At 62.8% G+C, this 22559-nt stretch carries 23 protein-coding genes and 1 pseudogene; 9 read left to right on the top strand and 15 right to left on the bottom strand.

What is annotated here, in order from left to right; all coding sequences use genetic code 11:
• Positions 1 to 91 precede the first annotated feature (91 nt).
• Positions 92 to 3562, top strand: coding sequence for a bifunctional proline dehydrogenase/L-glutamate gamma-semialdehyde dehydrogenase (locus I6E51_RS00710; protein ID WP_197109117.1), 3471 nt, complete (start codon positions 92 to 94; stop codon positions 3560 to 3562).
• 76 nt (positions 3563 to 3638) lie between these two features.
• Positions 3639 to 4451: an aldo/keto reductase gene (locus I6E51_RS00705; protein ID WP_197106969.1), complete on the top strand. Its 813-nt coding sequence runs from the start codon at positions 3639 to 3641 to the stop codon at positions 4449 to 4451.
• Between the two features lie 21 nt (positions 4452 to 4472).
• Here the strand turns inward: I6E51_RS00705 and I6E51_RS00700 are convergent, their stop codons facing one another.
• Both I6E51_RS00700 and I6E51_RS00695 read right to left on the bottom strand, forming a co-directional pair.
• Entirely contained in the window at positions 4473 to 5180 is a 708-nt protein-coding gene (locus I6E51_RS00700; RefSeq protein ID WP_197106970.1) for an ABC transporter ATP-binding protein, read from the bottom strand.
• Complete coding sequence (locus I6E51_RS00695; RefSeq protein ID WP_197109116.1) at positions 5177 to 6250, bottom strand: ABC transporter permease; 1074 nt, start codon at positions 6248 to 6250, stop codon at positions 5177 to 5179. The genes I6E51_RS00700 and I6E51_RS00695 overlap by 4 nt, the downstream gene beginning before the upstream one ends.
• A gap of 162 nt (positions 6251 to 6412) precedes the next feature.
• Between I6E51_RS00695 and I6E51_RS00690 the strand changes: the two genes are divergently transcribed.
• Both I6E51_RS00690 and I6E51_RS00685 read left to right on the top strand, forming a co-directional pair.
• Positions 6413 to 7627 (top strand): sensor histidine kinase, encoded by a 1215-nt coding sequence (locus I6E51_RS00690; RefSeq protein WP_197109115.1) that lies wholly within the window; start codon positions 6413 to 6415, stop codon positions 7625 to 7627.
• Entirely contained in the window at positions 7624 to 8244 is a 621-nt protein-coding gene (locus I6E51_RS00685) for a response regulator (RefSeq protein WP_197109114.1), read from the top strand. Before I6E51_RS00690 ends, I6E51_RS00685 begins: the two co-directional genes overlap by 4 nt.
• Positions 8245 to 8290: 46 nt before the next feature.
• Here I6E51_RS00685 and I6E51_RS00680 read toward each other — a convergent pair whose 3' ends face one another.
• From I6E51_RS00680 to I6E51_RS00655, 6 genes are all read right to left on the bottom strand, one after another.
• Complete coding sequence (locus tag I6E51_RS00680; RefSeq protein ID WP_197109113.1) at positions 8291 to 8686, bottom strand: GntR family transcriptional regulator; 396 nt, start codon at positions 8684 to 8686, stop codon at positions 8291 to 8293.
• Positions 8687 to 8734: 48 nt separating this feature from the next.
• Positions 8735 to 9709, bottom strand: a complete 975-nt coding sequence (locus tag I6E51_RS00675; RefSeq protein ID WP_197109112.1) for a 1-phosphofructokinase family hexose kinase — start codon at positions 9707 to 9709, stop codon at positions 8735 to 8737.
• A gap of 41 nt (positions 9710 to 9750) precedes the next feature.
• Positions 9751 to 10062 (bottom strand): hypothetical protein, encoded by a 312-nt coding sequence (locus I6E51_RS00670; RefSeq protein ID WP_231599611.1) that lies wholly within the window; start codon positions 10060 to 10062, stop codon positions 9751 to 9753.
• An 84-nt stretch (positions 10063 to 10146) separates the two neighbouring features.
• Positions 10147 to 10662 (bottom strand): GNAT family N-acetyltransferase, encoded by a 516-nt coding sequence (locus I6E51_RS00665; RefSeq protein WP_197109111.1) that lies wholly within the window; start codon positions 10660 to 10662, stop codon positions 10147 to 10149.
• A 92-nt stretch (positions 10663 to 10754) separates the two neighbouring features.
• Positions 10755 to 11639 carry an ABC transporter permease subunit gene (locus I6E51_RS00660; RefSeq protein ID WP_197109110.1) on the bottom strand — a complete coding sequence of 295 codons (885 nt, stop codon included), beginning with the start codon at positions 11637 to 11639 and terminating at the stop codon, positions 10755 to 10757.
• Complete coding sequence (locus I6E51_RS00655) at positions 11636 to 12547, bottom strand: ABC transporter ATP-binding protein (protein ID WP_197109109.1); 912 nt, start codon at positions 12545 to 12547, stop codon at positions 11636 to 11638. The genes I6E51_RS00660 and I6E51_RS00655 overlap by 4 nt, the downstream gene beginning before the upstream one ends.
• 145 nt (positions 12548 to 12692) lie before the next feature.
• On the opposite strand from I6E51_RS00655, the gene I6E51_RS00650 reads away from it, so the two are divergent.
• On the top strand, positions 12693 to 13703 hold the full coding sequence (locus tag I6E51_RS00650) for a hypothetical protein (protein WP_197109108.1): 1011 nt from the start codon (positions 12693 to 12695) through the stop codon (positions 13701 to 13703).
• Between the two features lie 13 nt (positions 13704 to 13716).
• Here the strand turns inward: I6E51_RS00650 and I6E51_RS00645 are convergent, their stop codons facing one another.
• The 3 genes and pseudogenes from I6E51_RS00645 to I6E51_RS14610 form a co-directional block, all read right to left on the bottom strand.
• Positions 13717 to 15345 (bottom strand): LuxR C-terminal-related transcriptional regulator, encoded by a 1629-nt coding sequence (locus I6E51_RS00645; RefSeq protein ID WP_197109107.1) that lies wholly within the window; start codon positions 15343 to 15345, stop codon positions 13717 to 13719.
• A 72-nt stretch (positions 15346 to 15417) separates the two neighbouring features.
• A complete protein-coding gene (locus I6E51_RS00640) occupies positions 15418 to 15642 on the bottom strand; it encodes a tautomerase family protein (RefSeq protein ID WP_197109106.1) in 225 nt (74 codons plus the stop codon).
• Positions 15643 to 16034: 392 nt separating this feature from the next.
• Positions 16035 to 16292, bottom strand: a pseudogene (locus tag I6E51_RS14610) (cell wall-binding repeat-containing protein); the annotation flags it as partial.
• 41 nt (positions 16293 to 16333) lie between these two features.
• Between I6E51_RS14610 and I6E51_RS00630 the strand changes: the two are divergent.
• From I6E51_RS00630 to I6E51_RS00615, 4 genes are all read left to right on the top strand, one after another.
• Entirely contained in the window at positions 16334 to 16537 is a 204-nt protein-coding gene (locus I6E51_RS00630; RefSeq protein ID WP_197109105.1) for a hypothetical protein, read from the top strand.
• A 221-nt stretch (positions 16538 to 16758) separates the two neighbouring features.
• Positions 16759 to 17124: a cupin domain-containing protein gene (locus I6E51_RS00625; RefSeq protein WP_197109104.1), complete on the top strand. Its 366-nt coding sequence runs from the start codon at positions 16759 to 16761 to the stop codon at positions 17122 to 17124.
• A gap of 322 nt (positions 17125 to 17446) precedes the next feature.
• Positions 17447 to 17917: a hypothetical protein gene (locus I6E51_RS00620; RefSeq protein WP_197109103.1), complete on the top strand. Its 471-nt coding sequence runs from the start codon at positions 17447 to 17449 to the stop codon at positions 17915 to 17917.
• Between the two features lie 84 nt (positions 17918 to 18001).
• Positions 18002 to 19195: an MFS transporter gene (locus I6E51_RS00615; protein ID WP_197109102.1), complete on the top strand. Its 1194-nt coding sequence runs from the start codon at positions 18002 to 18004 to the stop codon at positions 19193 to 19195.
• Between the two features lie 44 nt (positions 19196 to 19239).
• On the opposite strand, the gene I6E51_RS00610 is transcribed toward I6E51_RS00615, so the two are convergent.
• Genes I6E51_RS00610 through I6E51_RS00595 form a run of 4 tightly spaced genes read right to left on the bottom strand, consistent with a single transcriptional unit; the run spans position 19240 to position 22551 of the window.
• Positions 19240 to 19602 carry a hypothetical protein gene (locus tag I6E51_RS00610; RefSeq protein WP_197109101.1) on the bottom strand — a complete coding sequence of 121 codons (363 nt, stop codon included), beginning with the start codon at positions 19600 to 19602 and terminating at the stop codon, positions 19240 to 19242.
• 45 nt (positions 19603 to 19647) lie between these two features.
• Positions 19648 to 20004: a cupin domain-containing protein gene (locus tag I6E51_RS00605; protein WP_197109100.1), complete on the bottom strand. Its 357-nt coding sequence runs from the start codon at positions 20002 to 20004 to the stop codon at positions 19648 to 19650.
• 4 nt (positions 20005 to 20008) lie between these two features.
• Positions 20009 to 21868: a YhgE/Pip domain-containing protein gene (locus I6E51_RS00600; protein ID WP_197109099.1), complete on the bottom strand. Its 1860-nt coding sequence runs from the start codon at positions 21866 to 21868 to the stop codon at positions 20009 to 20011.
• Entirely contained in the window at positions 21865 to 22551 is a 687-nt protein-coding gene (locus tag I6E51_RS00595; RefSeq protein WP_307783738.1) for a hypothetical protein, read from the bottom strand. The genes I6E51_RS00600 and I6E51_RS00595 overlap by 4 nt, the downstream gene beginning before the upstream one ends.
• Between the last annotated feature and the right edge of the window lie 8 nt (positions 22552 to 22559).

Here is a 22559-nt window from a genome sequence, read left to right as displayed (position 1 = left end):
CTGCGATTTCCGTCGCTTTTGCTAAAGGCACTCCCGGGCGCACACTGAGAGTTCCAGCCCAATCCCCGTTCGGAGGCCTATTCTCGTGAGCATGTCAACTTCTACCGACAACCTCGATGCTTCACACCAGCAGATTGCCGACCAAACGGTAGCCACCGTTCGTCGCTGGCTGGCTGAAAGTGAAGAGTTTCCGACCGATGCGAGCGCCACGCGCCTCGCTGGCGTACTGAAGGATCCGAACGGACTCGAGTTCACTCTCGGCTTCATCGACACCGTGGTTCGCCCCGAAGATTTGCGTGTCGCCGGCCGCAACCTCGAGCGCCTCACCCACATCATCCCGGCGTTCCTGCCGTGGTACCTCCGCTTCGCCATCCTCGTCGGCGGTGGCTTCGCGCCCCTGCTTCCGTGGATCATCGTTCCGATCGCTCGCCGCGTGCTCCGCGGCATGGTTGGCCACCTCATCATCGACGCGACCCCAGCGAAGCTCGACAAGGCTCTCGTGCACCTTCGTCGTGAAGGCGTCAACCTGAACCTCAACCTGCTCGGTGAAGCCGTGCTCGGTGACGACGAAGCCGACAACCGTCTCGCCGGAACGCGCGCCCTCCTGAACCGGGATGACGTTGACTACGTTTCCATCAAGGTGTCGTCAGTCGTGTCGCAGCTTTCCATGTGGGCTTTCGATGAGACTGTCGACCGTGTTGTTGACCGCCTCACCCCGCTCTACTTGCTTGCCTTGCGCTCGCCGTCGAAGAAGTTCATCAACCTCGACATGGAAGAATTCAAAGACCTCGACCTTACGATCGCGGTCTTCGAGAAGCTTCTCGACCAGCCAGAACTGCTCGAACTTGAAGCGGGCATCGTGCTTCAGGCGTACCTGCCGGATGCCCTCACGGCGCTGCAGGAACTGACCCGTTGGTCAACGGCTCGTCGCGCTCGCGGCGGCGCCAACATCAAGGTGCGCGTTGTTAAGGGCGCCAACCTCGCGATGGAACACGTCGACGCGGTAACTCACCACTGGCCGATGGCTACGTGGGGAACCAAGCAAGACAGTGACACTCACTACAAGCGCGTGCTCGATTGGGCATTCACCCCCGAGCACATCGACGCTGTTCGCATCGGTGTTGCCGGCCACAACCTCTTCGACATCGCATTCGCGTGGCACCTCGCTCAAGAGCGTGGCGTAACCGAGGGCATCGAATTCGAAATGCTGCTCGGAATGGCTACCGGCCAGGCCGAAGCAGTCAGGAAGGATGTCGGCAGCCTGCTGCTGTACACGCCCGTCGTTCAGCCGAGCGAGTTCGACTCGGCCATCAGCTACCTCGTGCGCCGCCTCGAAGAGAACGCCAGCACCGAGAACTTCATGTCTGGACTGTTCGAGCTTTCCAGCAACGAACACATCTTCGTGCGCGAGCAGGACCGCTTCTTGGCGTCGCTCGCGAACCTCGATGCACCAGCACAGGTATCCAACCGGGTGCAGGACCGCAACCAGCCCGCCGCGCTCATCGGCGACCGCCCGTTCAACAACGTCGCAGATACTGACCAGGCCATTGGCGAAAACCGCACGTGGGGTCGTGCAATCCTGGCGCGCAGCGGCGACTCACAACTCGGCATTGACACTGTTAAGGCTGGCGCTGTCAGTACCCCTGAGCAGATGAAGAGCATCCTCAGTTCCGTCACCACTGCCGGAGCGAACTGGGGTAGCAGGCCCGCCGCAGAACGCGCCGCAATCTTGCACCGCGCCGGCGACGCGATCGAAGCCTCGCGTGCCCGCCTCATCGAGGTAATGGCTACCGAAGCCGGCAAGACGATCGCCGAAGGTGACGTAGAGGTCAGCGAAGCGATTGACTTCGCGCACTACTACGCCGAGCGCTCTCTCGACCTTGAAGCGATCGACGATGCCACGTTCGTGCCGTCAAAGCTCATCATCGTTACTCCGCCGTGGAACTTCCCGGTTGCCATTCCCGCCGGCAGCGTGCTTTCGGCACTCGCCTCGGGCAGTGGCGTCATCATCAAGCCAGCGAAGCTTTCGCAGCGCAGCGCCGCCGTAATGGTCGAAGCGCTCTGGGAAGCGGGCGTGCCGCGTGAAGTGCTCGCCTTCGTTGATCTGAAGGATCGTGAACTCGGTCGCGTCATGATTGCCGACCCCGCTGTTGACCGCGTCATCCTGACGGGGGCGTGGGAAACTGCCGCCATGTTCCGTTCTTGGCGCAATGACCTGCCGATTCTCGCGGAGACCAGTGGCAAGAACGCCATCATCGTGACGCCGAGCGCAGACCTCGATCTCGCCGTCGCCGACGTCACCAAGAGCGCCTTCGGCCACGCTGGGCAAAAGTGTTCGGCAGCCTCGCTCGTGATCTTGGTCGGTTCGGTTGGTAAGAGCGAACGTTTCGAGCGTCAGCTTGTTGACTCGGTGCGCACTCTGCGCGTCGGTCTCCCTCAGGACCCTCTCACCATGATGGGCCCGATCGTTGAGCCTGCTCAGGGCAAGCTGCTTGGTGCACTCACGACTCTCGCTCCCGGTGAGAGCTGGCTCGTAAAGCCACGTCAGCTTGATGACGAAGGCAAGCAGTGGACTCCCGGAGTTCGCACCGGTGTTGTCCCCGGCAGCGAGTTCCACATGACCGAATACTTCGGGCCCGTTCTCGGCGTGATGCGCGCTAAGAACCTCACCGAAGCGATCGAGATGCAGAACGCCGTGGACTACGGACTGACGGCGGGCATCCACTCGCTCGACCCCACAGAGGTCGCACGCTGGCTCGATGAAGTTCAGGCCGGAAACGCCTACGTCAACCGCGGAATCACGGGCGCCATTGTTCGCCGCCAGCCCTTCGGTGGGTGGAAGCGTTCAGCCGTTGGCTGCCACGCCAAGGCTGGCGGACCCAACTACCTGATGACACTCGGACAGTGGAAGGCCGTCGAGCAGCCCGCCGCTCGCGACATTCAAGTCCGCGGTCTCAGCGACCAGGTCTCTTCGGTTATCAAGAAGGCACAGTCGGGCATGGAATTCGACGAGTTCGACCGTGTTCGTCGCGCCGCCGAAAGCGACCAGCGCGCGTGGGAGACCGAGTTCGGCGTCAGCCGTGATGTCTCAGACCTCGGCGTCGAGCGCAACGTCTTCCGCTACCGCCCGGTACCCGTCACCATTCGCCTGTCAGAGGGCGAACCGATGGGCCACCTGGTGCGGATGATCGCCGGTGCCGCTCGTGTCGGCGCGACCATTCACATCAGCTCCGCTATCCCGTTGCCGTCGCTGCTCACTGAATCGTTCGAGTCGGCAAATGCCGGCGTCTCGGTTGCTCAGGTTCGTGTTGAGTCGGATGCTCGCTGGAACGAGCGTGCGGCCAAGGGCGAGTTGAAGACCAGCCGCGTGCGCCTCATCGGTGGTTCCCCTGTCGATATCGCAGAAGCCGTTGGCGGAAACCCTGACGTCGCGGTGTGGTCGGGCGAAGTCACGACATCCGGTCGAGTCGAACTGCTGATCTTCCTGCAAGAGCAGTCACTGTCGATCACAGCACACCGCTTCGGAAACCCCGATCTGGCCATGGCCGCGCTCGAGGTCTAAAGAACTCACAGGGTGTGCGGGGATTCGTTACAGCGAGTCCCCGCGCACTGTCCTGAGCGTCGTTTAGCCTAAGAGGATGATCCCCTCGATTCCTCTCAACGACGGCCACAGCATCCCCCAGCTTGGTCTCGGCACGTGGCCGCTCAGCGATGCTGAAGTTGCTGTCGTGGTTCCGACCGCCATCGAGCTCGGGTACCGCCACATCGATACGGCCGTGAGATACGGCAACGAAGCGGGCGTGGGCGAGGGCATCCGTCGCAGTGGCATTGACCGCGACGAACTCTTTGTGACCACCAAACTTGATGGCGAATTTCAGGGCGACGACCTTGCGATTGAGGGTCTTCGTGGCAGCCTTGAGCGCCTTGACCTCGACTACGTTGACCTGCTGCTGATCCACTGGCCCCTGCCCGACCGCGGCGAATTTCTCTCGACCTGGCGCACCTTCGAGAAGCTGCAAGCCGACGGTTTTGCGCGGTCGATTGGTGTCTCCAACTTCAAGCCGACCCACCTTGAGGTGCTGGCGGATGCTGGCGCTACCGTTCCGGCCGTGAACCAGGTCGACCTCTCGCCGACTAACGCTCGCCTGACGGAGCGCGCCTATCACGACTCCCGCGGAATCGTCACGGAAGCGTGGAGCCCCATCAAGGGTGTTCTCGACCAGCCGGTGTTGCTGGAGATTGCGGCCAAGCACGAGCGCTCAGCGGCGCAGATTGCGCTGCGCTGGCACCTGCAGAACGGGCTTGTCGCGATCCCGAAGTCGGCCAACCCCGAGAGGCTGGCCGACAACATTGCGATCTTCGATTTCGAGCTCGACTCCCGCGACCTTGAAGCGATCGCGGCAATCGATGTGCCGGGGTCGGGCGCTGACTCCGACGAGATCGGGCACTAGCTCACACGAGCCGGGTGGTTGCTAGTGCGTGGCTGCGAGTTCTTCGCTGCGCACTGTGGTGAGAGCCCCATCGACCATGTTCATGACGGCGTGCATCCGCGGCAAGTGAACGAGGTCGTGGGTGACGAGCAGCGTTGACGTGTTGCGTTCGTCAGTAAGGCGCAAGATGAGGTCGATGATGCTCGCACCGCGCTCCTGGTCGAGTGCGCTCGTGGGTTCGTCGACGAGTAGCACCTTCGGGTCGTTCATGAGAGCGCGTGCGATGTTGATGCGTTGACGCTGACCGCCCGACAACTGGTGCGGGCGCTTGTGCATCTGGTCACCAAGACCCACCGATTCAAGCAGCTCGGTAGCGTGCGTGCGCACAGCGGCACGGCGGCCGCGGCTGTGCGGCGCACCCAGTTCGTTCATCACGGCGAGCTGTTCGAGCGCAGTCAATGAGGGCAGCAGGTTGGCCTGCTGAAAGACAATGCCGATGGCGTCGCGACGCAACACCGTCGCCTCGGTGGCCGACAGTTGGGCGGCATCCACGTCATCGATCATGACCTGACCGGAGTCGGGGCGGATGAGGGTGGCAGCAACGGCGAGCAGGCTCGACTTGCCAGAGCCGCTTGGCCCGGTGATGCCGGTGACGGTGCCGGGGCGTGCGCTGAGGGTGACGTGGTCGACCGCGGTGACGCGGCCGTCGCCGTCGGGGAAGGTGAGCGTGACGTTGTTGAGCTGAATCATCGGGTGCTCCCAAGGGCGGTGAGGGGGTCGGCGGTGGTGACGGAACGAAGCGCGAAAGCGGCGCCGGCAAGGCCGAGCGCAATCATGATGAAGCCCGGCAACAGGGTGGTGAGGGGGCTCAGGATGAACGGCAAAGCGTCACCCAGGAGGGCCCCGAGAATGGCGGTAACTCCGATGCCGATGCCAACGCCGATCAACAGCACGATGAGGGCTTGACCCAGCGCGTCGCGAACGAGTGAAGCAGTGGATGCTCCGAGCGCCTTGAGTACGGCGATGTCAGCCTTGCGCTGCATCGTCCACACCGTGAAGAACGCACCGATGACGAGGGCAGAGATTCCGAACAGCATGGCGACCATGAGCAGCAGCGAACCGATTTCTGAGCGGAACGAGCTGACGGCAGTGAGAGACAACACCACCGAATTGCTGAGGGTGTCTGCTTCACTATTGATGGCATCCCAGTCCGCGTCGCCCGTGACCGCAATGGCGGTCGCATACGCGTCGGGGTTGCCGGTCGTGGCCGAGTAGCCCTGCCAGTCTTCGAGAGTCATCTGCACGACGGGGGTGTGGTTGTACCACCAGTTTCCGCTGACCTTCTCGACCGTGTAGTCGGTGCCGGCGATGGTGATGGTGTCACCGGTGGTGACATCAAGGCCGGTGGCGGCATCCTCTGAGAGGCCGACCTTGCCGTCGGCGCTCGGGGCCGTCTCATCGAAGTCGGCGACAACGCCGAAGATAGCGATGGCGGTGCTGGAATCGGGCGATTCTGCCTTCGTCTGGGAGACGCCGATCGGGTTGGCCGATTCGACACCGTCAGCAGCAGCCCAGATGGTGGCCTGCGTCTCGGTGACATCAGAGTCAGAGAAGCTCGCCTCATCGGCGCCCTTGCTGCTGGGGGTTGCGAACACGAGCTGGTCGGCGGGGAGTGAGAGCACTCCCGAAATGTTCTGGGCAGCGAGCCCACCAGTGAGGCCGCTCAAGAATCCCACGAGCAAAGTGATGAGGGCGACAACGGTGCCAATGAGCACGAATCGTCCGCGGGCGAAGCGCAGATCGCGCCAGGCAACAAACATGGGGAGTCCTTTCGGCGTCGACGAATGCGACAGTAACCAGCCTCCTCGTCTGGGCGCGGTAGGGCATCGCCCGGGAGAGTACCTTTCGTGGCGCTTAGTACGGAGGGCACAATCATCCTTTCGATGGATAGAAGCACTCGTGCACGGCAGTAGGGTCGAATTATGAGCCACACCGCGTTGACCCCCGTTTTTGTGGGGTTGCGCACCAGTTTGCACATCCTCTTTGTCGCTTTGACTGTGCTCGTGGTGGTGCGTGCTCTTGTCGATGGCAACCCGAACATGGTGGCGGTGATTGCGCTCGCGGCGCTGTTGCTCATCACTTACGGTTTCGGCGGTTATCTGGCGCGGCACGCGATGAGTTCGGGGGCGAGCGCGCAGTCGGTGACGGCCTACCTGTGGGCGCTGGTCTTGTCGGCAGAATGGCTCGTGCTGGTGTGGTTGAGTCCGGATGCCGCCTACCTGGTGTTTCCCCTGTTCTTTCTCTATCTGCACTTGTTGCCTCGCGGCTGGCGCACCCTCGCGGTGTTGGGTTCGACGTTGCTGGCCATCGCGGCGCTTGGTCTTCACAGCGAATGGACCGTGGGTGGCGTTGTGGGGCCACTCGTCGGAGCGGGCGTTGCGATTGTGATTGGTCTTGGCTACAAGTCACTCGCCGCTGAGGCTGCAGACCGCGAACTGTTGGTGAAGCAACTCCTTGAGACGCGCGACCAGCTGGCGCAGACCGAGCGCGAATCCGGGGTGCTAGCGGAGCGAGCGCGACTTGCGCGCGAGATTCATGACACCGTCGCACAGGGGCTGTCGAGCATCCAGATGCTGCTGCATGCTGCTGAACGTGCTGACCCGGATGCTGCGGGCCTCGAACACGTGCGCCTTGCCCGTGAGACAGCGGCCGCCAATCTCGCCGACACTCGTAATTTCATTCGCGAGCTTGCCCCGGCGGCACTCGTAGAGCAGGGGATGGGCGCAGCTTTGCGTCGTCTCGCTGAAACCCAGTGGCAGACCCCCGAGCGTGAGATCCGGGTGCGGGTGGCGGATGCTCTTGACCTGCCGATGCCCGTGCAGACCGCGCTATTGCGCATCGCTCAGGGGGCGATGGCGAATGTCGTGCAGCACTCGGACGCAACGCAGGCCACGATCTCGATCGAGCGCAATGATTCGGATGTGCGGCTCACGATCGCCGACAACGGCCGAGGGTTCGATCCCGAACGTGCGGAGGCAGCATCGGCTCGAGGGTTCACTGATTCTTTCGGACTGACGGCAACCCGCGAACGGGTCGAACAGCTGGGTGGCACGTTGACGGTGGAGTCGAGCCCCGGCGCTGGCACCACGGTGGCGGTCGAGCTGCTGCTAAGCCCAACGGCGGGGGAGACGGCATGATCCGCGTGGCGATTGCTGACGATCATCCGGTCGTCCGCGCCGGCTTGCGTGCCTTGCTCGAACACGAAACCGACCTCATGGTTGTGGGGGAAGCGGCCACGCCGGATGAGGCTTTTGCGCTCGTGCAGTCGGCGAACCCGAGCGTGATTTTGATGGATCTACAGTTCGGCGAACTGGAGTCAGGCGCGGATGTCACGCGCCGCATCCGCGCGCTCGACGCTGCCCCCTACGTGTTGGTTCTCACCAACTACGACACCGATGGCGACATCCTGGGGGCCGTAGAAGCCGGGGCCAGCGGGTACCTGCTCAAGGACGCCCCACCGCATGAGTTGATCGCGGCCGTTCGTGCTGCGGCTGCGGGCGAGAGCGCTTTGGCTCCCGTGATCGCTGGCCGATTGCTCGACCGGATGCGGGCTCCGCAAGTGAGCCTGAGCAAGCGCGAGATCGAGGTGCTGGAGCGCGTCGCCGCCGGAATGTCGAATGCGGTGATTGCCGGAGAAATCTTTGTCTCGCAAACGACGGTGAAGTCGCACCTAGTGCACATTTTTTCGAAGCTGAACGTGTCATCGCGAACCGCTGCGGTCTCGAAAGCGCGCGAACTTGGAGTGCTGCGGTAGTTCGAGCTGCTGCGCCAGCTCGACGTGCTGCGGTAGATCTGGCCGACTAGCCCTTGAGGGCGATAGCGACGAAGCGTTGCGCTTCGTCGGCGCTGATGCCGAGCTCGGCTGCGCGGTTGGCATACGCCCGGGCGTCGAGTTGGAGAAGCGCTGCGGCATCGCCGGGCTGGGCTTTTACGACGGTGCCGTTGCGGCCGCGCGAGTGCAGAAAGCCGTCGGCTTCGAGCTCGCGGTAGGCGCGCGCCACCGTGTTGGGGGCGATGCCGAGATCGATGGCGAGTTGACGCACCGTGGCTAGCTTGGTGCCGGCCAGAAGCTCGCCGCTCGTGATCTGGGCGATCGCTTGAGCTTTGATCTGCTCAAACGGAGGAATGGATGCTGCGGTGTCGATCTCAAAAGTGACAGGACTTTCGGTCGGTGTGCGACGCCACGATTCAGCCATGGTTGATTCTCTCACACAGGGTTTGGCGGTAACCGGGGCTATTCACAACTAGTAACGCGTGGCCTCGGGGAGGAGCTTTTCGAGGGCCTCCACCTCGGCGAGGGCACACATCTCGGTTGCTGGCTTCGCTGCCGTTGCGCTGCCTGCCGCAACGGCGGAACGAAACGCAGCCTCCGGATCGCGCCCCTGCGACAGTCGCCACACGAAGGCTCCAAGAAACGCATCGCCCGCACCAACGGCACTCTGCACTTGCACCTGAGGCACGGGCAAACGGATGACGCCAGCAGCCGACGCAAGCACAGCGCCTGCTTCGCCCAGAGTGAGAGCAACGAGCTGGGCGGAGCCGCGAGCGACGAGCTCGGCGGCGGCATCCACTTCACTCTGTTCGGTGGTGAGTTCTCGGCCGACAAGTTCGCTCAGTTCGCGCAGGCTCGGCTTCACGAGGTAGACGCCTTCGGTAAGGGCATCCTTGAGCGCATCGCCAGAGGTATCGATGATCGAGCGTGCACCCTTCTGGTGCGCTAACCGAGCCACTTGGGCGTAGAAATCGGTGGGCACTCCCGGGGGCAGGCTGCCACTGGCCACAACATAGCCACCGGGAATGATCGCTGTTTCTAGCGTTGCAAGGCCGCGTTGCCACTCGGCTTCGCAAAACTCTGGCCCCTGCAACACGAACCGAAACTGTTGCCCCGAATCATTTTCGTCAACGGTGAAGCTCTCTCGAGTCGTGCCCGCTATGGGTACTGCAAGGCTTGGCACACCTTCCGCTTCGAGCAATTGTTGATAGGTGGCTCCCGTGAGTCCTCCCGCAGCGTAGATCGCAAGCGCGTCTCCGCCGAGTTTGTGGATGGTGCGCGCCACATTCACGCCGCCTCCGCCAGGGTCGATCCGGCTGGGGCCGCAGCGCATCTTGTGATCCTTGATCACCCGCGGAGTCGACGTGCTGATGTCGAGCGCAGGGTTGATCGTCAGGGTCACGATGGGCCGTCCTGTCGTGGACAGCGGGGGAGTAACGGATGCCATAATCCCCACTTTATGGCGTTGTTACCGCCCCATCGAGCGGTTTAGCTCTCGGTGGAAGGGATGTCCATTCCGAGTTCATTCAGCGGTGAGTTATCCACCGGCTCCGGTTTGTGCGCAATAGGGCAATTGAGAATTGTGTTCGGTGTGGAATGGTCGATGAAGTGTTCAGATATCGGCCTTCCGCACACGGGACAGACTGCATCAGCCACCTTTTCGACGACGGCGTCGTAGGGACCCAGATCGGGGGTGCCCAAAATTGGGAACAGTTTTTCGTTCAGCCAATCGATGAATCCGACGTAGCCTCCAGGGGCAGACGTCTCGTCTTCGCCTTTCGCGTGCTCGTGTTCGCTCATAACTTCAGCGTAGCCACGGGTCTCAACCAGCGTAAGGGGGTAGGGCTACGTGGTTTCACACGCGTGCTGCAGCATCCTGCGATGTCACTGACGCGCTGGCGAAGAACTGCAGAGCGACTTGGTCATCCGAAAATTGACCAGCGGAACACCGTTCATCACGGGATGCTGTTCCGCTTCTACGCGAAAGCCTTGCCGTTCAAAGAACGGCCGGGCGGTGACGCTCACGTTGGCGGAAAGTGACGGGCACGCTCGCTCGCGGGCGATGACCTCGATGAAGTCGAGTAGCGCAGCGGCGACGCCCTGGCGCGAGTGCTGGGGAGAAACGAACATCATGTCGATGTAGCCATCCGAGCTCACATCCGAGAAGCCCGCTATCTCACCGTCGACCAGGGCGACGAAACTGTTGCGGGCGCTCATCGACTGATCCCAGACAGGTATCTCGCGCTCGTCTGCTCGTGCCCACGCCGCAATCTGCTGCGGCGAGTAGTCAGCGGATGCCGTGATGGTGACCGCAGAAAGGAACACTGCCAGCGTCGGCGCCGCATCCGCTGGCTGATACGGGCGCACGTCGATGGGAGTCGAACGCGTGCGTGGGTTCATCTCCTCATTATGCAAGGCAAACGCCCGCCTCCTTCAGCCGAGGTAGCGGTGTGGCTGAAGGAGACGGGCGAACTTCTGCTCCGTCGAAACGTCTAGGCGTCGCGACGCTTGATGAGCGCGGATGCGGCGATGAGCAGTACAACAACCCAGGCGAGCAGCACGAGGAAGCCCTGGGTCGGATCGAGGGTGAGTACTTCGTCGGCGATCCCTCCGAGGGGCGGGCCGCCCGCGGCGGAGTCGCTGCCGATGGCATACATTTGGCTGCCAGCGGATGACGGCAGTAGCGCCGAAAGGTTGTAGAGCCACGCCACTTGCGCCACGCTCGCGAGGATGGAGAGCACGGTGGGCACCACCAGGAGTAGTCCCAACACAGTCGCAATGCCACCAGCGCTGTTACGTAGAATCGCACCGAAACCGAAAGCCAGAAGCGCAATGAGGGTCAGGTAACCGGCGCCGCCTACGAGAGCACGCATCACGTCGCCATCCAGAAGCTGCCCTTCAACGCCCTTGCTCGCAAGTATCGGCGCGGTGACCAGTGCTGTGAGGGCGATTGAGAGGAGACCGACCACGAACGTGGCTACCGCCAGCACTAGCGCTTTCGCAAAGAGGGCCGGCAATCTTTTGGGCACCGCCGCGAACGTTGAACGGATCATGCCCGTCGTGTATTCACCGCTAATGATGAGCACACCAAGCACGGCGGCGACAAGCTGCGTGAAGTTCACGCCAAGCGTTGCCACCATCACCGTGAATGATTTCTGCGTTTCGACGTCAAGGGCAGGGCCTGTCGAGGTGTCGATGGTGGCTGTCATGAGGAGGCCAAATCCGACCGTGAGCAGCACGATGATCGCAAACGACCACACGGTCGAGCGAAGCGTGCGCAGCTTGATCCATTCGGAGCGCACAACGCGCAGGAAGCTCAAGTGTGTAGAGCGTTGACCTGCCGCAGCGGGGGAAGCCTCAAGGGTGGTGTTAGTCATCGGGAAACCTCCGAGTGGTATTCAACGTCGTCTTGCGTGAGTTCTAGGTAGGCATCCTCAAGCGAGGCGGCGAGCGGAGTGAGCTCGTGAAGCACGATGCCCGCTTGTGCTGCGACCTCACCAATCTGAGCGGATGCCAACCCGGCAATGTTCAGAAGGTCACCTTCGAGGCTGGTGACGGTCACGTCGCTGCTAGCGAGGCGGTTGGCGAGATCAGCGGCCTGCGGTGTGCGAACCCGCACTGCGGTTCCGGTTGCTAGTGCCAAAATCTCGCCGACGGGGGCATCCGCAATGATGCGACCGCGCCCGAGCACGATGAGATGGTCGGCCGTCTGTGCCATCTCGCTCATGAGGTGAGAGGAGAGGAAGATTGTGCGGCCCTCTGAGGCGAGTTGTCTCGTGAGCTTGCGCACCCACATGACGCCTTCGGGGTCGAGGCCGTTGACTGGCTCATCGAGGATCAGGGTTTGGGGATCACCGAGGAGCGCTGCGGCGATACCGAGGCGTTGGCCCATGCCGAGCGAGAAGCCGCCGACGCGCTTCTTGGCAACAGACTCGAGGCCGGTCATTGCAATGACTTCGTGCACGCGTGCTTTGCCGATGCCGTGGGTGGCGGCCATGGCGAGGAGGTGGTTGTAGGCGGTGCGCCCGGTGTGGATTGCTTTCGCGTCGAGCAGCGCACCCACTTCGTGCATGGGGTTGTGGTGTTGGGCGTACTTTTTGCCGTTCACGGTGACCGAGCCAGAATCGGGGCGGTCGAGGCCGATGATGGTGCGCATGGTGGTGGACTTGCCGGCGCCGTTCGGGCCGAGGAAGCCGGTGACGAGACCGGGACGGATGGTCGCGGTGATGTTATCGACGGCAGTTTTGGCGCCATACCTCTTGGTCAATCCTTGAATTTCAATCATGTCTTAAGTGTACGAGCGCACTCGCGTTGCGGGGTCCGTCGTAAGGATGATTTCCCCGCCACAAAGTAGCCCTCAAGCCTGAGATCACTAATTTCATTCCCGAGTAAAGCTTCATTCTGCGGGCTTCGAGATTTAGGCTGGCGTCATGCCTTTGGATGCTCGCACGCTTCTGTCGGGACCGCGCGGCCGTCGTCTTTGTGTTGCTGTGGCTCAGCACGACCCGGAGGGGGCAATCCCGGCAGCGGCATCGCTCGGATACCTTCTTGTCTATGCGGCCCATCATCTGGAGAAGGCACGAGGGCAAGGGGGAGCTATCTTCGGCTGGGGCATTCCCGATCCGCTTCCCGAGCCAAGCGTCGAGGACATTGCCGAAGCCCTCGACAGCATCCCGCTGACCCCGATCGGTATCGCCGAGGCTCTTGAAGCCTGCGCCGCTTCTGTGGATAGCGCACGCTATTGGCAAGAACCCGATGGCAGAGACGAACTTTTAGCGGATTCCCGCCTCGAGCGTTCGCTGATGCGCGTCGCGGAGCACATCGTGACGTCGCCGATGATCGAGTGGTGGAGTGACCCCGTGGCGCCGCAGCAGTGGGCGGTCAATTTTCGAGATCGCCTGGCAGATCCCACCGCTGATGATTCGGGTGGCTGGTGGTCGCGGCCACCGTTCGGGCTTACCGCGACAACGCGGGCGCTGCCCGATCTAGGCCCGGTCGGGCTCTGGCTGGTCGAAGATCGCTCCGACGAAGAACCGGCGGACATACACTCGGTGGCCTACGAAGGCACTCCGCGTGTGTTCGAAATTGTTGCTGCAGAGTCGTGGGCCGAACTTTGCCGGCGGTACCCGCTCGAGATCACCGCTACCCGGCGCCACGACTGGTACCGCACCACAGGCCGTAGCGGCAAATGGATGATGCCTGACTGGTCGAGGGTCGCCCACGATTTCGACGCGGTGCACCTTACTCTCGCGGCTTATCTCTCTGCTGCCGGAGTCGTTATCCCGCTCGACGACGGCTTCGCGAGTGTCATTGCCGGGTGGAATCCCGACGAAACTTACTGGTTCACCGATGTTGTGACGCATCCCGTTGCTGATGCCACGTGGATGCGAGACGAACACACGGGGCGGTGGCGGCAGCTCGCGACTCATCCGCGACTGTGACAGCCGGGGCCGGCTACAGCATCCCGGAGTGAATAGCGTACGAGGCAGCACCGGTGCGCGAGGTCTGGTCGAGCTTGGTGAGGATGTTAGCAACGTGACGGTGCACGGTGTGCTCACTCAGCATCAGAGATGCCGCGATTTCGGGGTTGCTCAGTCCTTGCGAAACCAACCGTAGTACTTCGAGTTCTCTGGCAGAGAGCCGTCTATCGGTCGGTTCAGCGGATGCATCACCCGCGGCAGTAGCGAGTCTGCGCGCGTGGGCGAGATCGTGGAACGCCGATAGTTCGGTAAGAACTTCTGTTGCGAGGGCGAGATGGCGTTGGGCTGCGGTCGTATCGCCTGTTGCGAGCAAAGCCTGCGCGAGGGCCAGGCGAGTGTGAGCCTCGTCGAAGCGTAATCCTGCGGCGTTGTAGCGTCGCACGGCTTCGATCAGTAGTGGAACGGCGGCGGCTGGTGGGGCGAGCGCGGCGGCGGCGGCAGACGCGGATGCCATGAGCGAGTCGGTGCGCGTGAGTTCGGCGGTGTGGCGAAGTTCATTCGCAAAGAGTTGTGCCTGCTCGGTCTTGGCTGCGGCGTGAGCGATGATTACGGCGAGATAGAGAACATCTGCTCGAACAATGCGACTGTTCTGCGGCAGCCATTCGAGAAGCCCCCGGATAGCGGCCCAAGCGCTCGCGGTATCGCCGCTGGCTAAACGCAGCTGGGCGATCCCGGTAATCGCGAGGGGATGAAATTCGGCCTGCGCAAAGAGGGCTTCGGCCTCATCGAAGCGACCTTGGCGTCGGCGAAGCTCTCCCAACTGCACGACAGCCTCAAGTCGTGAAGCGCGTTGGGATGACGAGAGTCGTTTCATTACGCCGACTAGTTCGTCTTCGGCTTCGCGCCACGATCCGCGCGCTACCTGCACGGAGGCGTATTGGATACGGCACACGGTGAAGAGGGGAGCGAGATCGCGTTCGACACAGATCGCTTCCACGCGGCGACACCAGTCAGCGGCACGAGTTACATCCTTATTTTGGTTGCAGGCGGCGATCAGCCAACAGCACACTTTTCCCATCCACATGGGATCAACTACGTCCCCCGATGTTGCTGCGGCCACCGCGGCATCCAGTTTGGCCATTCCGTTCTCGAGGTCCCCAGCGCTTGTCATCGCTACACCCTGCAGGGCCATGCCGACCACTTCAAGGTCGCCAATGTCGAGTCGGCGTGCGATATCGGATGCTCGCACTGCTGCCGCCAATGCGCGGTCGGGGTCGTGGCCGACTTCCATCGCCAGTTCTGCTTCACGCACTGCGTGCCAGCCGTGTTCAGGGGACTCTGCGCGCCCTTCGAGGAGTGACGCTGCGCGAGTCCACCATCCGAGGGCTACGGCTTCGCCGTGGCCAAACAGCAGGGAGTCCCACGCCAGACTCGTGGCCGCGCGGGCTGCTCCGAGCGAGTCACCAAGTTCGCGATGACGTCGGTAGGCGGACTCGCGTGAGCCGACACAGGCCTCGCCATCGTCGAGCCACCAAGCTGCTTGGGCTAAGCCCTCATAGGCAAGAGGGTCGTGATCTTCCTTAGCGGCAGCGAGAAATTCGGTTCGTGCGACCTGCCACGAACCGGCAGCTAAAGCTTCGCGTGCCGACGTAAGGGACGTCATCTCCTCATTATGGTCCTTCGCTCGCCAGCCAGTCAGGCCCGCGCCCGATCTGGCCCGGCGAGTTCGGATGACTCAGGCGTTCACGCCAGCTGCTAGTGCTTTCACGTCTGCCGTAGAAAGCGGGTTGCCGGCAATGCCCCAGCTGCCGCTGCGCACCTCTTCGACGACACACCATGTGACGGGGCGCATGTTCTCGCCCTCGATTCCCACCATGGCGTCGGTGAGGCTCCGAATCATTTCTTGCTTTTGCTCGTCACTGAAGACGTTCTCAATGACCTTGACCTGGATGAATGGCATCTCAATCTCCTCGAATTTCGGCCCCGCAGAGTGCGGAGCTTCTCCCTCTACTGTCGTCTTCAGGAAGTTGCTGCGCGTCGGCAGGACAGGCCATTTATGCTCGTCGGGTTAGTGGCCCGATCGGGTCACGAGGAGATCTCCGAGCTACTGTGCCGCGGCTGCTCTGCGCGAAAAGCTCGCTGAGTTCCCCAGTGCTCGGGTTGCCGCGCTGACCCAGCGCTCGACCAGCGCTTGGACGGGTTGGTGTACGCGGACATCCAACTACTTGCAGCAATCGAATAGAGCACTGAGTAAAGCAACCGCCTTGTGATTGTGGTGCCGCGCTCTGCACAAGCAAAAGGAGTGTGACCCGCACTGGTGCGGACCACACTCCCTCTACTGGTTGTGCGGTGTTAGCTGCAGACCTTCAGGCTTGCCACTGACGAGGTGAGCACTCCCATGCCACCGAGCAGTACTACCTTCGGGTTGTCGAGATTGGTGATTGCTGTCAGGACTGACTGCGGCACGCAATTTGATGGAGTGATGAAGAGCGGTGCCTTTTGTGATCCGGCGAGAGCGGCACCGGCGAGAGCATCCGCAAAACCGGTGCCTGTCGCAATGTAGACGACGGAAGCACTGTCCCACTCTTGAGCAATCTCAGCAGCAGTCGCGACCTCTGTCGCGGCGGCGCAGGATCACATAACATGAGCGCATGTCTGATTTCACGGGTCGCCAATTGATCACCGTCAAAGTTCCCGGCACCAACATGGAGGTCGCGGCGGCTGCGCTGCGCGAGCAGCTGGCAGAGTTTCCCAACGCTCGAGTGACGGCGCTCACGCAGCGGTCGACGAGCGCGTGGGACGGCATCTTTTCGCAAAACATCCAGCTTCTCGTGGCGATCGAATACACCGAGTAGTGCGGGTGCCGCTGATGGTCGTAGCGCGCGCTGGTGGGCGCCCCGCAGTCTCTAGCGTCGGGCCGCAAACTCAGCTCACGCAATGCTCGACACCTGAACTTTGGGGGCTGCTGGTTCACCGGGCCTTCGCCCTGCCTGGTGTCGTCGAAGGTCATAGCCAAGTTTCGCCGGCGTCGTCCCGAGCGGTTTTCCTCACCGATCAGCCCCGCTAGGGTGGGCGCATGTCAACCACCGCATCCAATCTCACCGCCGCCCTCGGCAGCATCTCTGAGCATTGGCAGCCGCACCGTGTTGCAAGCGTCAATGACCACGACGTGAAAATCGTGAAGTTGCAGGGCGAGTTCGTGTGGCATTCCCACCCCGAGACAGATGAGCTGTTTTTGGTGGTGGAAGGGGAGCTCACCATCCAACTGCGGGACCGCGACGTTGTGCTCGGCCCGAACGAATTGTTTGTGATCCCGCGCGGCGTTGAACATTGCCCGAAGGCGGAGCACGAGGTATCCGCCGTCATTATTGAACTTGGTGGGACAGTGAACACCGGCGATGCTGGCGGCGACCGCACTTCTGCGCTCCGCGAGCTGGGTTAGCTCATCCGTACGCTCGCGGAAAGCTGGGCCTCGACGGCAGTACCGCGGTGAGCGTGTGGACGACTCCACAACATCGCTCAACGCCGCAGTGATGGCAGGCGTGGTCAGCTCGCGCCGAGGCGCGCTCGCGTCGAGCAATTCGGTTGTTCTGTCCATCACATTCTCCGATTCGTAGGGTTGCTCCTACTCAGTACATGTCCGGTGTGTGGCTGACTGTCCAACCCGCTCGCCGTCATTGTGCGCAGACGCCAGATTTGCTCGACATTTTCTCGGCTTCATGATTACCCTAAGAGGGATCACCGCGGGCCACCAAAGGAGTCTCATGTCGCGCATCGAGGAGTCTGAAATGGCGGATGCCGTAAGCATGGTGCCGGCGCGACCGATTGTGGCGCGCATCCGTCGACTGATTCTGACTGCGGGAATCGCCGCAGCGGTTTATACGATCTTCACCACCGGCAGCAGGGGCTACTGCCCGACCCCAGAAGGCGCGGTGGATCCGAGCTGCATCTCGCTGACGTTGCAGCCAAGTGGCTTGATCTTCCTGGCGATCTTCGCGATCGTTGTTGTGAACCTCAACTTTGTGCTCCGGCGGGCACACACGGTTGAGTCCGCGCTGCGCTACCTTGATCGTGCCGCCGCGATCATCGCGATTCTCGTCGTCGCTTCGGTGCTCATCAGCCAAATCTGGTTCTGGATGATCCCGATCACCGACTGGGACGGCACGGGCACCTTCTTCTTCCCGTTCCCCTTTGGCGCTGTCGACCTCGTCACCACACCCATCACTACGCAGTAGCGCGAATGACGCGTCGCACGCGAAAACGAGTGCGATTCTTGCAGTGGCACTGAGCTGGTGATCGGGACTGGGAGTATTGACCCTATGACCACCAGCACCACCGCATCCGCGGCACAACTCAGGATCGCACTCACTGCAACTGTGATCGTGTTCGGCATCAATGGTCTGGTGTTTGCCAGCTGGGCGGCGCGCATCCCCGCCGTCACTGACACTCTCGGTCTCACGCCTGGGCAGATGGGTAGCTTGCTGCTCTGCCTTGCCGTCGGATCACTCGTCGCGCTGCCGACCGCCGGCTGGGTCACGGGCAAACTTGGCATCGCGCATTCGGTACGGCTCGCGGGGCTCATTTCTGCACTTGCAGGGATCGGCATTGCTGCTTCCCTCTCGGCGGCAACGACAATAGGCACCGCAATTTCATTGTTTGTATTTGGCATCGGTATTGGTCTTTGGGATGTTGCCATCAACATCGAGGGCGCCGACGTCGAGCACAAATTGGGGCGCACTGTCATGCCTCAACTTCACGCCGCGTTTAGCGGGGGTGCGTTTGTCGGCGCCATCATCGGCGCGGGGCTCGCGAACATCGGTGTGGGGCTTCCGGCTCACCTCCTCGTGATCGCTGGCGTCGTGGTTGCGGCAACGCAGTGGCTTCCGAAGTACTTTCTGCCGCGCATCCCGGAGCCGCAGCAGCCCGAGGGCGAGCCTGCCCCGCCGAAGGTGCGGAGCGCGTGGCGCGACCACCGCACCCTGCTGATCGGTGTCGTCGTGCTCGGCGCAACTCTCACAGAAGGCGCCGGCAACGACTGGATTGCGAAAGCCGCCGTCGATGGGCTCGGCGTTACCAACGCCAACGGCGCGTTCATGTTTGCCACCTTCGTCCTCGCGATGACCGCAATGCGATTCTTCGGCGGAAAAGTAATCGATGCGTTTGGTCGAGTTCCTGTGCTGCGCGGGAGCATGGCCGCCGCCGCGATCGGGCTCACCGTGTTCGTCTTCGCGCCCACCCTCTGGCTCGCCCTGATCGGCGTCGCCCTGTGGGGGATCGGTGCAGCCCTTGCTTTCCCCATGGGGATGTCGGCAGCAGCCGACGACCCGAAGCGTGCTGCGGCCCGAGTCTCCGTGGTTGCCACCATCGGCTACGTCGCATTTCTGTCGGGGCCGCCACTGCTGGGGTTCCTCGGCGATGTGGTCGGAATCCGGTTCGCGCTGCTCGCCATCGGAGTGCCGATTGTGGTCGCGCTCGTGCTCGCGGGGGCGGCCAAGCCGCTGCCGAAGAAGTAGTTCGGCGTCCGCAGAGACGCGGCGCGAACGGCGGGAGCGGAGGCTTAAACCTTCTCGTCAACGATGCCGACGAAGCGACTGCCAATGCCGTCGACCTCCGAGCGGAACACGCCCTCAGCGGGAGCGGGAAGCTCAGCCGCGTCATGCCAATCGCACGTCAAATACGTGAATGCTGGCCACCACTTCTTGGGACGAGCCGCCTCCGTGAAGCCGCAGACCGTGCAGGTGAGCTGCACCCAGACGGGGCGCTTGCCGGTGCGGTTGGCGCGAGACTGAACCAGCCACGCTGGCGGGTTGGCTTGTAGTTCTTCGAACTCGGCATCCGACATCCGATTCGGGAGGTCATGCCGTCTCGCCATTTCCAAAGGAATGTCGAGGCGGAGTGCAACTTCCCGGCGTGTGATCATGCTCCTACGGTACGCGACGCAGCCGTGCTCGGCGGCGCACGCGAGCTAGCTGATGTAGATCTTGCGCAGCGTTTCGGTGATCGTCCAGGTGGTCTGCATGCCCTCGGTGAGCCGCACAACATCGCCGGGGCCTACAACGACGGTGCGATCATCCGCAGCGTAATGGATGCTGGCGCGCCCGCTAATCACCACAAAGACCTCATCGACCTCGGTGTCTGTTGCGGTGCCCACCGTCATTTCCCAGACGCCGATCTCGCTGTCGCCGAGGGTGTCGAGCACGGCGTAGCCCGCGGTCGGAGTGCCCTCAACCACCTCGTCTGCCTCAAGGGCTTCGTGGGCGACGGGGACGGCGCTCGCCGCGAGGGGCGTGCCGGGGCTGAGGAGTGCTGCGGGTTCGGTCATGGGCTCAGCCTATGAGACTGGGCTGCAGATCGCGCAGGGTACGGCGGTGGGTCATGCGTGTCACTCCGATGGCAGAAAGGATGAGCGCGCCACCGAGCCAGGCGCCGAGCACGAGAGCGTCGGTGCCGACTCGGGCGATGTCGCCGCCGTACATGAACTGGCGCATGGCATCCACGACGTAGCCCATCGGCAGCACGTGGTGCAGGGCGGCCAGCGGTGCGGGCAGGGTTTGCCACGGGAAGGTGCCGCCGGCGGTGACGAGTTGCAGCACCATGAGCACGAGCCCCAAGAATTGGCCGACGGAGCCGAACCAAATGTTGAGGGCCAGAATGATGGCCGCGTAAGTGAAGCTTGCCGCGATCATCACGCCGAGGGTGCCGAGGGGATGCGTGAAGTTGAAGCCGAGAGCGATGGCGAGAATGCCGAACAGCGCCACCATTTGCAGCGCGCCGAGCACGGCGGGGGTGAGCCAGCCGGCCAGAGCCACCCGAATCGGTGATCGCAGGGCGGTCACGGCACGCTTGGAGACGGGCTTCACGATGAGGAAGAGGGCGTAGATGCCGATCCAGCCCGCCAGAGCCGTGAAGAACGGGGCAAGGCCAGCACCATAGTTGCCCGCGGTCGTCACGGCGCTGGTCTCGACCGCGACCGGGTCAGCAATCGTTTCGGCCTGAAGGGCACGCAGCGCTTCGCTCGAATCGGGCAGAGCTTCGACGCCGCTCGCGAGCCCATCGCGCAGTTCGGCGGTTCCGTCGGCGAGAGTGCCGAGGCCGTCTCTGAGGGTGCTCACTCCATCACTGAGTGTTGATGCTCCGGATGTTGCGGAGCCGGTCGCTGTGGCGATCTGCTGCGCCCCCGAGGCGAGCTCAGCTGCACTACTCGCGAGCGTGTTCGCGCCGGCGGCAAGTTCATCGACCTGCGACACCGCGGACTGCACGGTGCCGTTGCCCGCCGCGATGCGATCACTGAGCGGGTCGAGTGCCGAGAGCACGTCGTCAATCTCGGTCGCGTCGAGCCCCTGCTCGGTGAGCGCGGTCACGAGGTCGGCGCGAGCGGTGGGGAGGGCATCTGCGATGTCTTGGGCGGCCGTGCCCGCGCGATCGGCATAACCCGCAAGCTCGGTGTTGCCGGCGGCGACCTGCGCTGCTCCGGCGGAGAGTTGGTCGGCTCCGCTCGCGAGAGTGTCGGTGGCGGTGCTGAGCTCGGTCAGTCCCGAAGTCAGAGTGCTCGCGCCATCCGACAGTTCACCTGCACCAGAGACAGCATCGTGCGAACCGTCGAGAAGCTGGGAGGCACCATCGGCGGCATCCGACAGCTCCGAGCGGATGTCAGAGATCGCCGTCAGCAGAGTGCCGGCCGCTTCTTCTCCCACGAGTTCCGCTACCGACCGCCGGATCTGTTCGACGGCCTGTTTGCCGATCGTGGACGCCAAGTAGTTGTTGGCATCGTTAGTTTCGAGGTCGATCTCGGCCTGATGGGGATCGGTGTCTGCGATGGAGGTGAGGGCATCTGAGAAATCGTGCGGGATGGTCACCGTGAAGTCGACATCGCCGTCGGCCAGCGCCGTCTCGGCGTCGGCGGCGGAAAGCACGTGCCACTCGAAGTCATTGCCCTCGAGTAGATCGTCGGCGACTTGCTGGCCGTAGTTCACAGCCTCGTCGTCGTCATCTGCGGGCACACCATCGTCGTTGACAACCAACCCGACCGGCACTTCGGCAAAGCTGCCGTAGGGGTCTTGGTTGGCCCACAGGTACACGCCGCCATAGAGCACAGGCACGAGCATGAGCGCGAGCAAAGCGAGCATCGCCATGCGTGACGAAGTGAGTCGCCGCAGTTCAGCGGCGATCATTGCGGGAACCTTCATACGTTGTCTACTCCTACGCCGCCGCCACTTTGGGCCCAGGCAGCGCTACGTTCGTCGAAAGCGCCCAGGCTGTTGCGCAGGGATGCTTCGGCAGATTCGGCACGCTCGATCACATCGGCGTGGGTAATGGCCCATTCGGAGGCGCGACCGGCGACCGCTAGAACCGCGAGACCACGATCAGCAAATTCGCCCAAGAGGGTCCACCAGTCGAGGGGTTGACCGCCGTGGCGGTCAGGTGCGGTCACGACGAGGGCTTCGACGTGGGGGCGCAGTACGGCTAGCTCGCACAGCACCCGCAGTCTCGTGATCGGCTCAATGTCGGCTATCGCAGTCGAGGCGAGGGAACGAAAGCCGGCCTCATCGAGCCAGCGCCGGGCCGAGAGGGGGTCGGCGCGACGGCCAGCGAACATGAGCTCTTCGGCGACGACACCGACGAGCGGCACTCCAGCATCTGGGTCAGAAACTCCGGGCGCATCAACGAGAGCGACGCTGCGGCGGAGCGCACGGGCATCCGCTCGACCATCGATCGTGACGGTGCCCGAGTCTGGCCGCATGCGACCAGAGGCGATGAGCCCAAGCACGGTCGGGCGCTGTTCAGTTTCGGCAACCGCCAGCGTCACTGTGCCACTTTCATAAGTGGTGGATGTCGCGGGCAAGTCTTCGGCGTCGTGACCCTTCGTCACTCCGCTCA

The organism is Salinibacterium sp. NSLL17 (assembly GCF_015864935.1).
Lineage (GTDB): Bacteria > Actinomycetota > Actinomycetes > Actinomycetales > Microbacteriaceae > Rhodoglobus.
The sequence above is the reverse complement of the archived record's forward strand: the minus strand, read 5'-3'. Positions and strand labels throughout refer to the sequence as shown.

Bases quoted from the DNA above. Each gene is read 5' to 3' on its own strand.
- I6E51_RS00680 (WP_197109113.1), bottom strand. From the start codon at position 8,686: ATGGCTGAATCGTGGCGTCGCACACCGACCGAAAGTCCTGTCACTTTT.
- I6E51_RS00685 (WP_197109114.1), top strand. From the start codon at position 7,624: ATGATCCGCGTGGCGATTGCTGACGATCATCCGGTCGTCCGCGCCGGC.
- I6E51_RS00655 (WP_197109109.1), bottom strand. From the start codon at position 12,547: ATGATTGAAATTCAAGGATTGACCAAGAGGTATGGCGCCAAAACTGCC.
- I6E51_RS00600 (WP_197109099.1), bottom strand. From the start codon at position 21,868: ATGAAGGTTCCCGCAATGATCGCCGCTGAACTGCGGCGACTCACTTCG.
- I6E51_RS00645 (WP_197109107.1), bottom strand. From the start codon at position 15,345: ATGACGTCCCTTACGTCGGCACGCGAAGCTTTAGCTGCCGGTTCGTGG.
- I6E51_RS00630 (WP_197109105.1), top strand. From the start codon at position 16,334: ATGTCTGATTTCACGGGTCGCCAATTGATCACCGTCAAAGTTCCCGGC.
- I6E51_RS00650 (WP_197109108.1), top strand. From the start codon at position 12,693: ATGCCTTTGGATGCTCGCACGCTTCTGTCGGGACCGCGCGGCCGTCGT.
- I6E51_RS00690 (WP_197109115.1), top strand. From the start codon at position 6,413: ATGAGCCACACCGCGTTGACCCCCGTTTTTGTGGGGTTGCGCACCAGT.
- I6E51_RS00710 (WP_197109117.1), top strand. From the start codon at position 92: ATGTCAACTTCTACCGACAACCTCGATGCTTCACACCAGCAGATTGCC.
- I6E51_RS00620 (WP_197109103.1), top strand. From the start codon at position 17,447: ATGTCGCGCATCGAGGAGTCTGAAATGGCGGATGCCGTAAGCATGGTG.
- I6E51_RS00640 (WP_197109106.1), bottom strand. From the start codon at position 15,642: ATGCCATTCATCCAGGTCAAGGTCATTGAGAACGTCTTCAGTGACGAG.
- I6E51_RS00605 (WP_197109100.1), bottom strand. From the start codon at position 20,004: ATGACCGAACCCGCAGCACTCCTCAGCCCCGGCACGCCCCTCGCGGCG.
- I6E51_RS00675 (WP_197109112.1), bottom strand. From the start codon at position 9,709: ATGGCATCCGTTACTCCCCCGCTGTCCACGACAGGACGGCCCATCGTG.
- I6E51_RS00660 (WP_197109110.1), bottom strand. From the start codon at position 11,639: ATGACTAACACCACCCTTGAGGCTTCCCCCGCTGCGGCAGGTCAACGC.
- I6E51_RS00625 (WP_197109104.1), top strand. From the start codon at position 16,759: ATGTCAACCACCGCATCCAATCTCACCGCCGCCCTCGGCAGCATCTCT.
- I6E51_RS00670 (WP_231599611.1), bottom strand. From the start codon at position 10,062: ATGAGCGAACACGAGCACGCGAAAGGCGAAGACGAGACGTCTGCCCCT.
- I6E51_RS00610 (WP_197109101.1), bottom strand. From the start codon at position 19,602: ATGATCACACGCCGGGAAGTTGCACTCCGCCTCGACATTCCTTTGGAA.
- I6E51_RS00615 (WP_197109102.1), top strand. From the start codon at position 18,002: ATGACCACCAGCACCACCGCATCCGCGGCACAACTCAGGATCGCACTC.
- I6E51_RS00705 (WP_197106969.1), top strand. From the start codon at position 3,639: ATGATCCCCTCGATTCCTCTCAACGACGGCCACAGCATCCCCCAGCTT.
- I6E51_RS00700 (WP_197106970.1), bottom strand. From the start codon at position 5,180: ATGATTCAGCTCAACAACGTCACGCTCACCTTCCCCGACGGCGACGGC.
- I6E51_RS00695 (WP_197109116.1), bottom strand. From the start codon at position 6,250: ATGTTTGTTGCCTGGCGCGATCTGCGCTTCGCCCGCGGACGATTCGTG.
- I6E51_RS00665 (WP_197109111.1), bottom strand. From the start codon at position 10,662: ATGAACCCACGCACGCGTTCGACTCCCATCGACGTGCGCCCGTATCAG.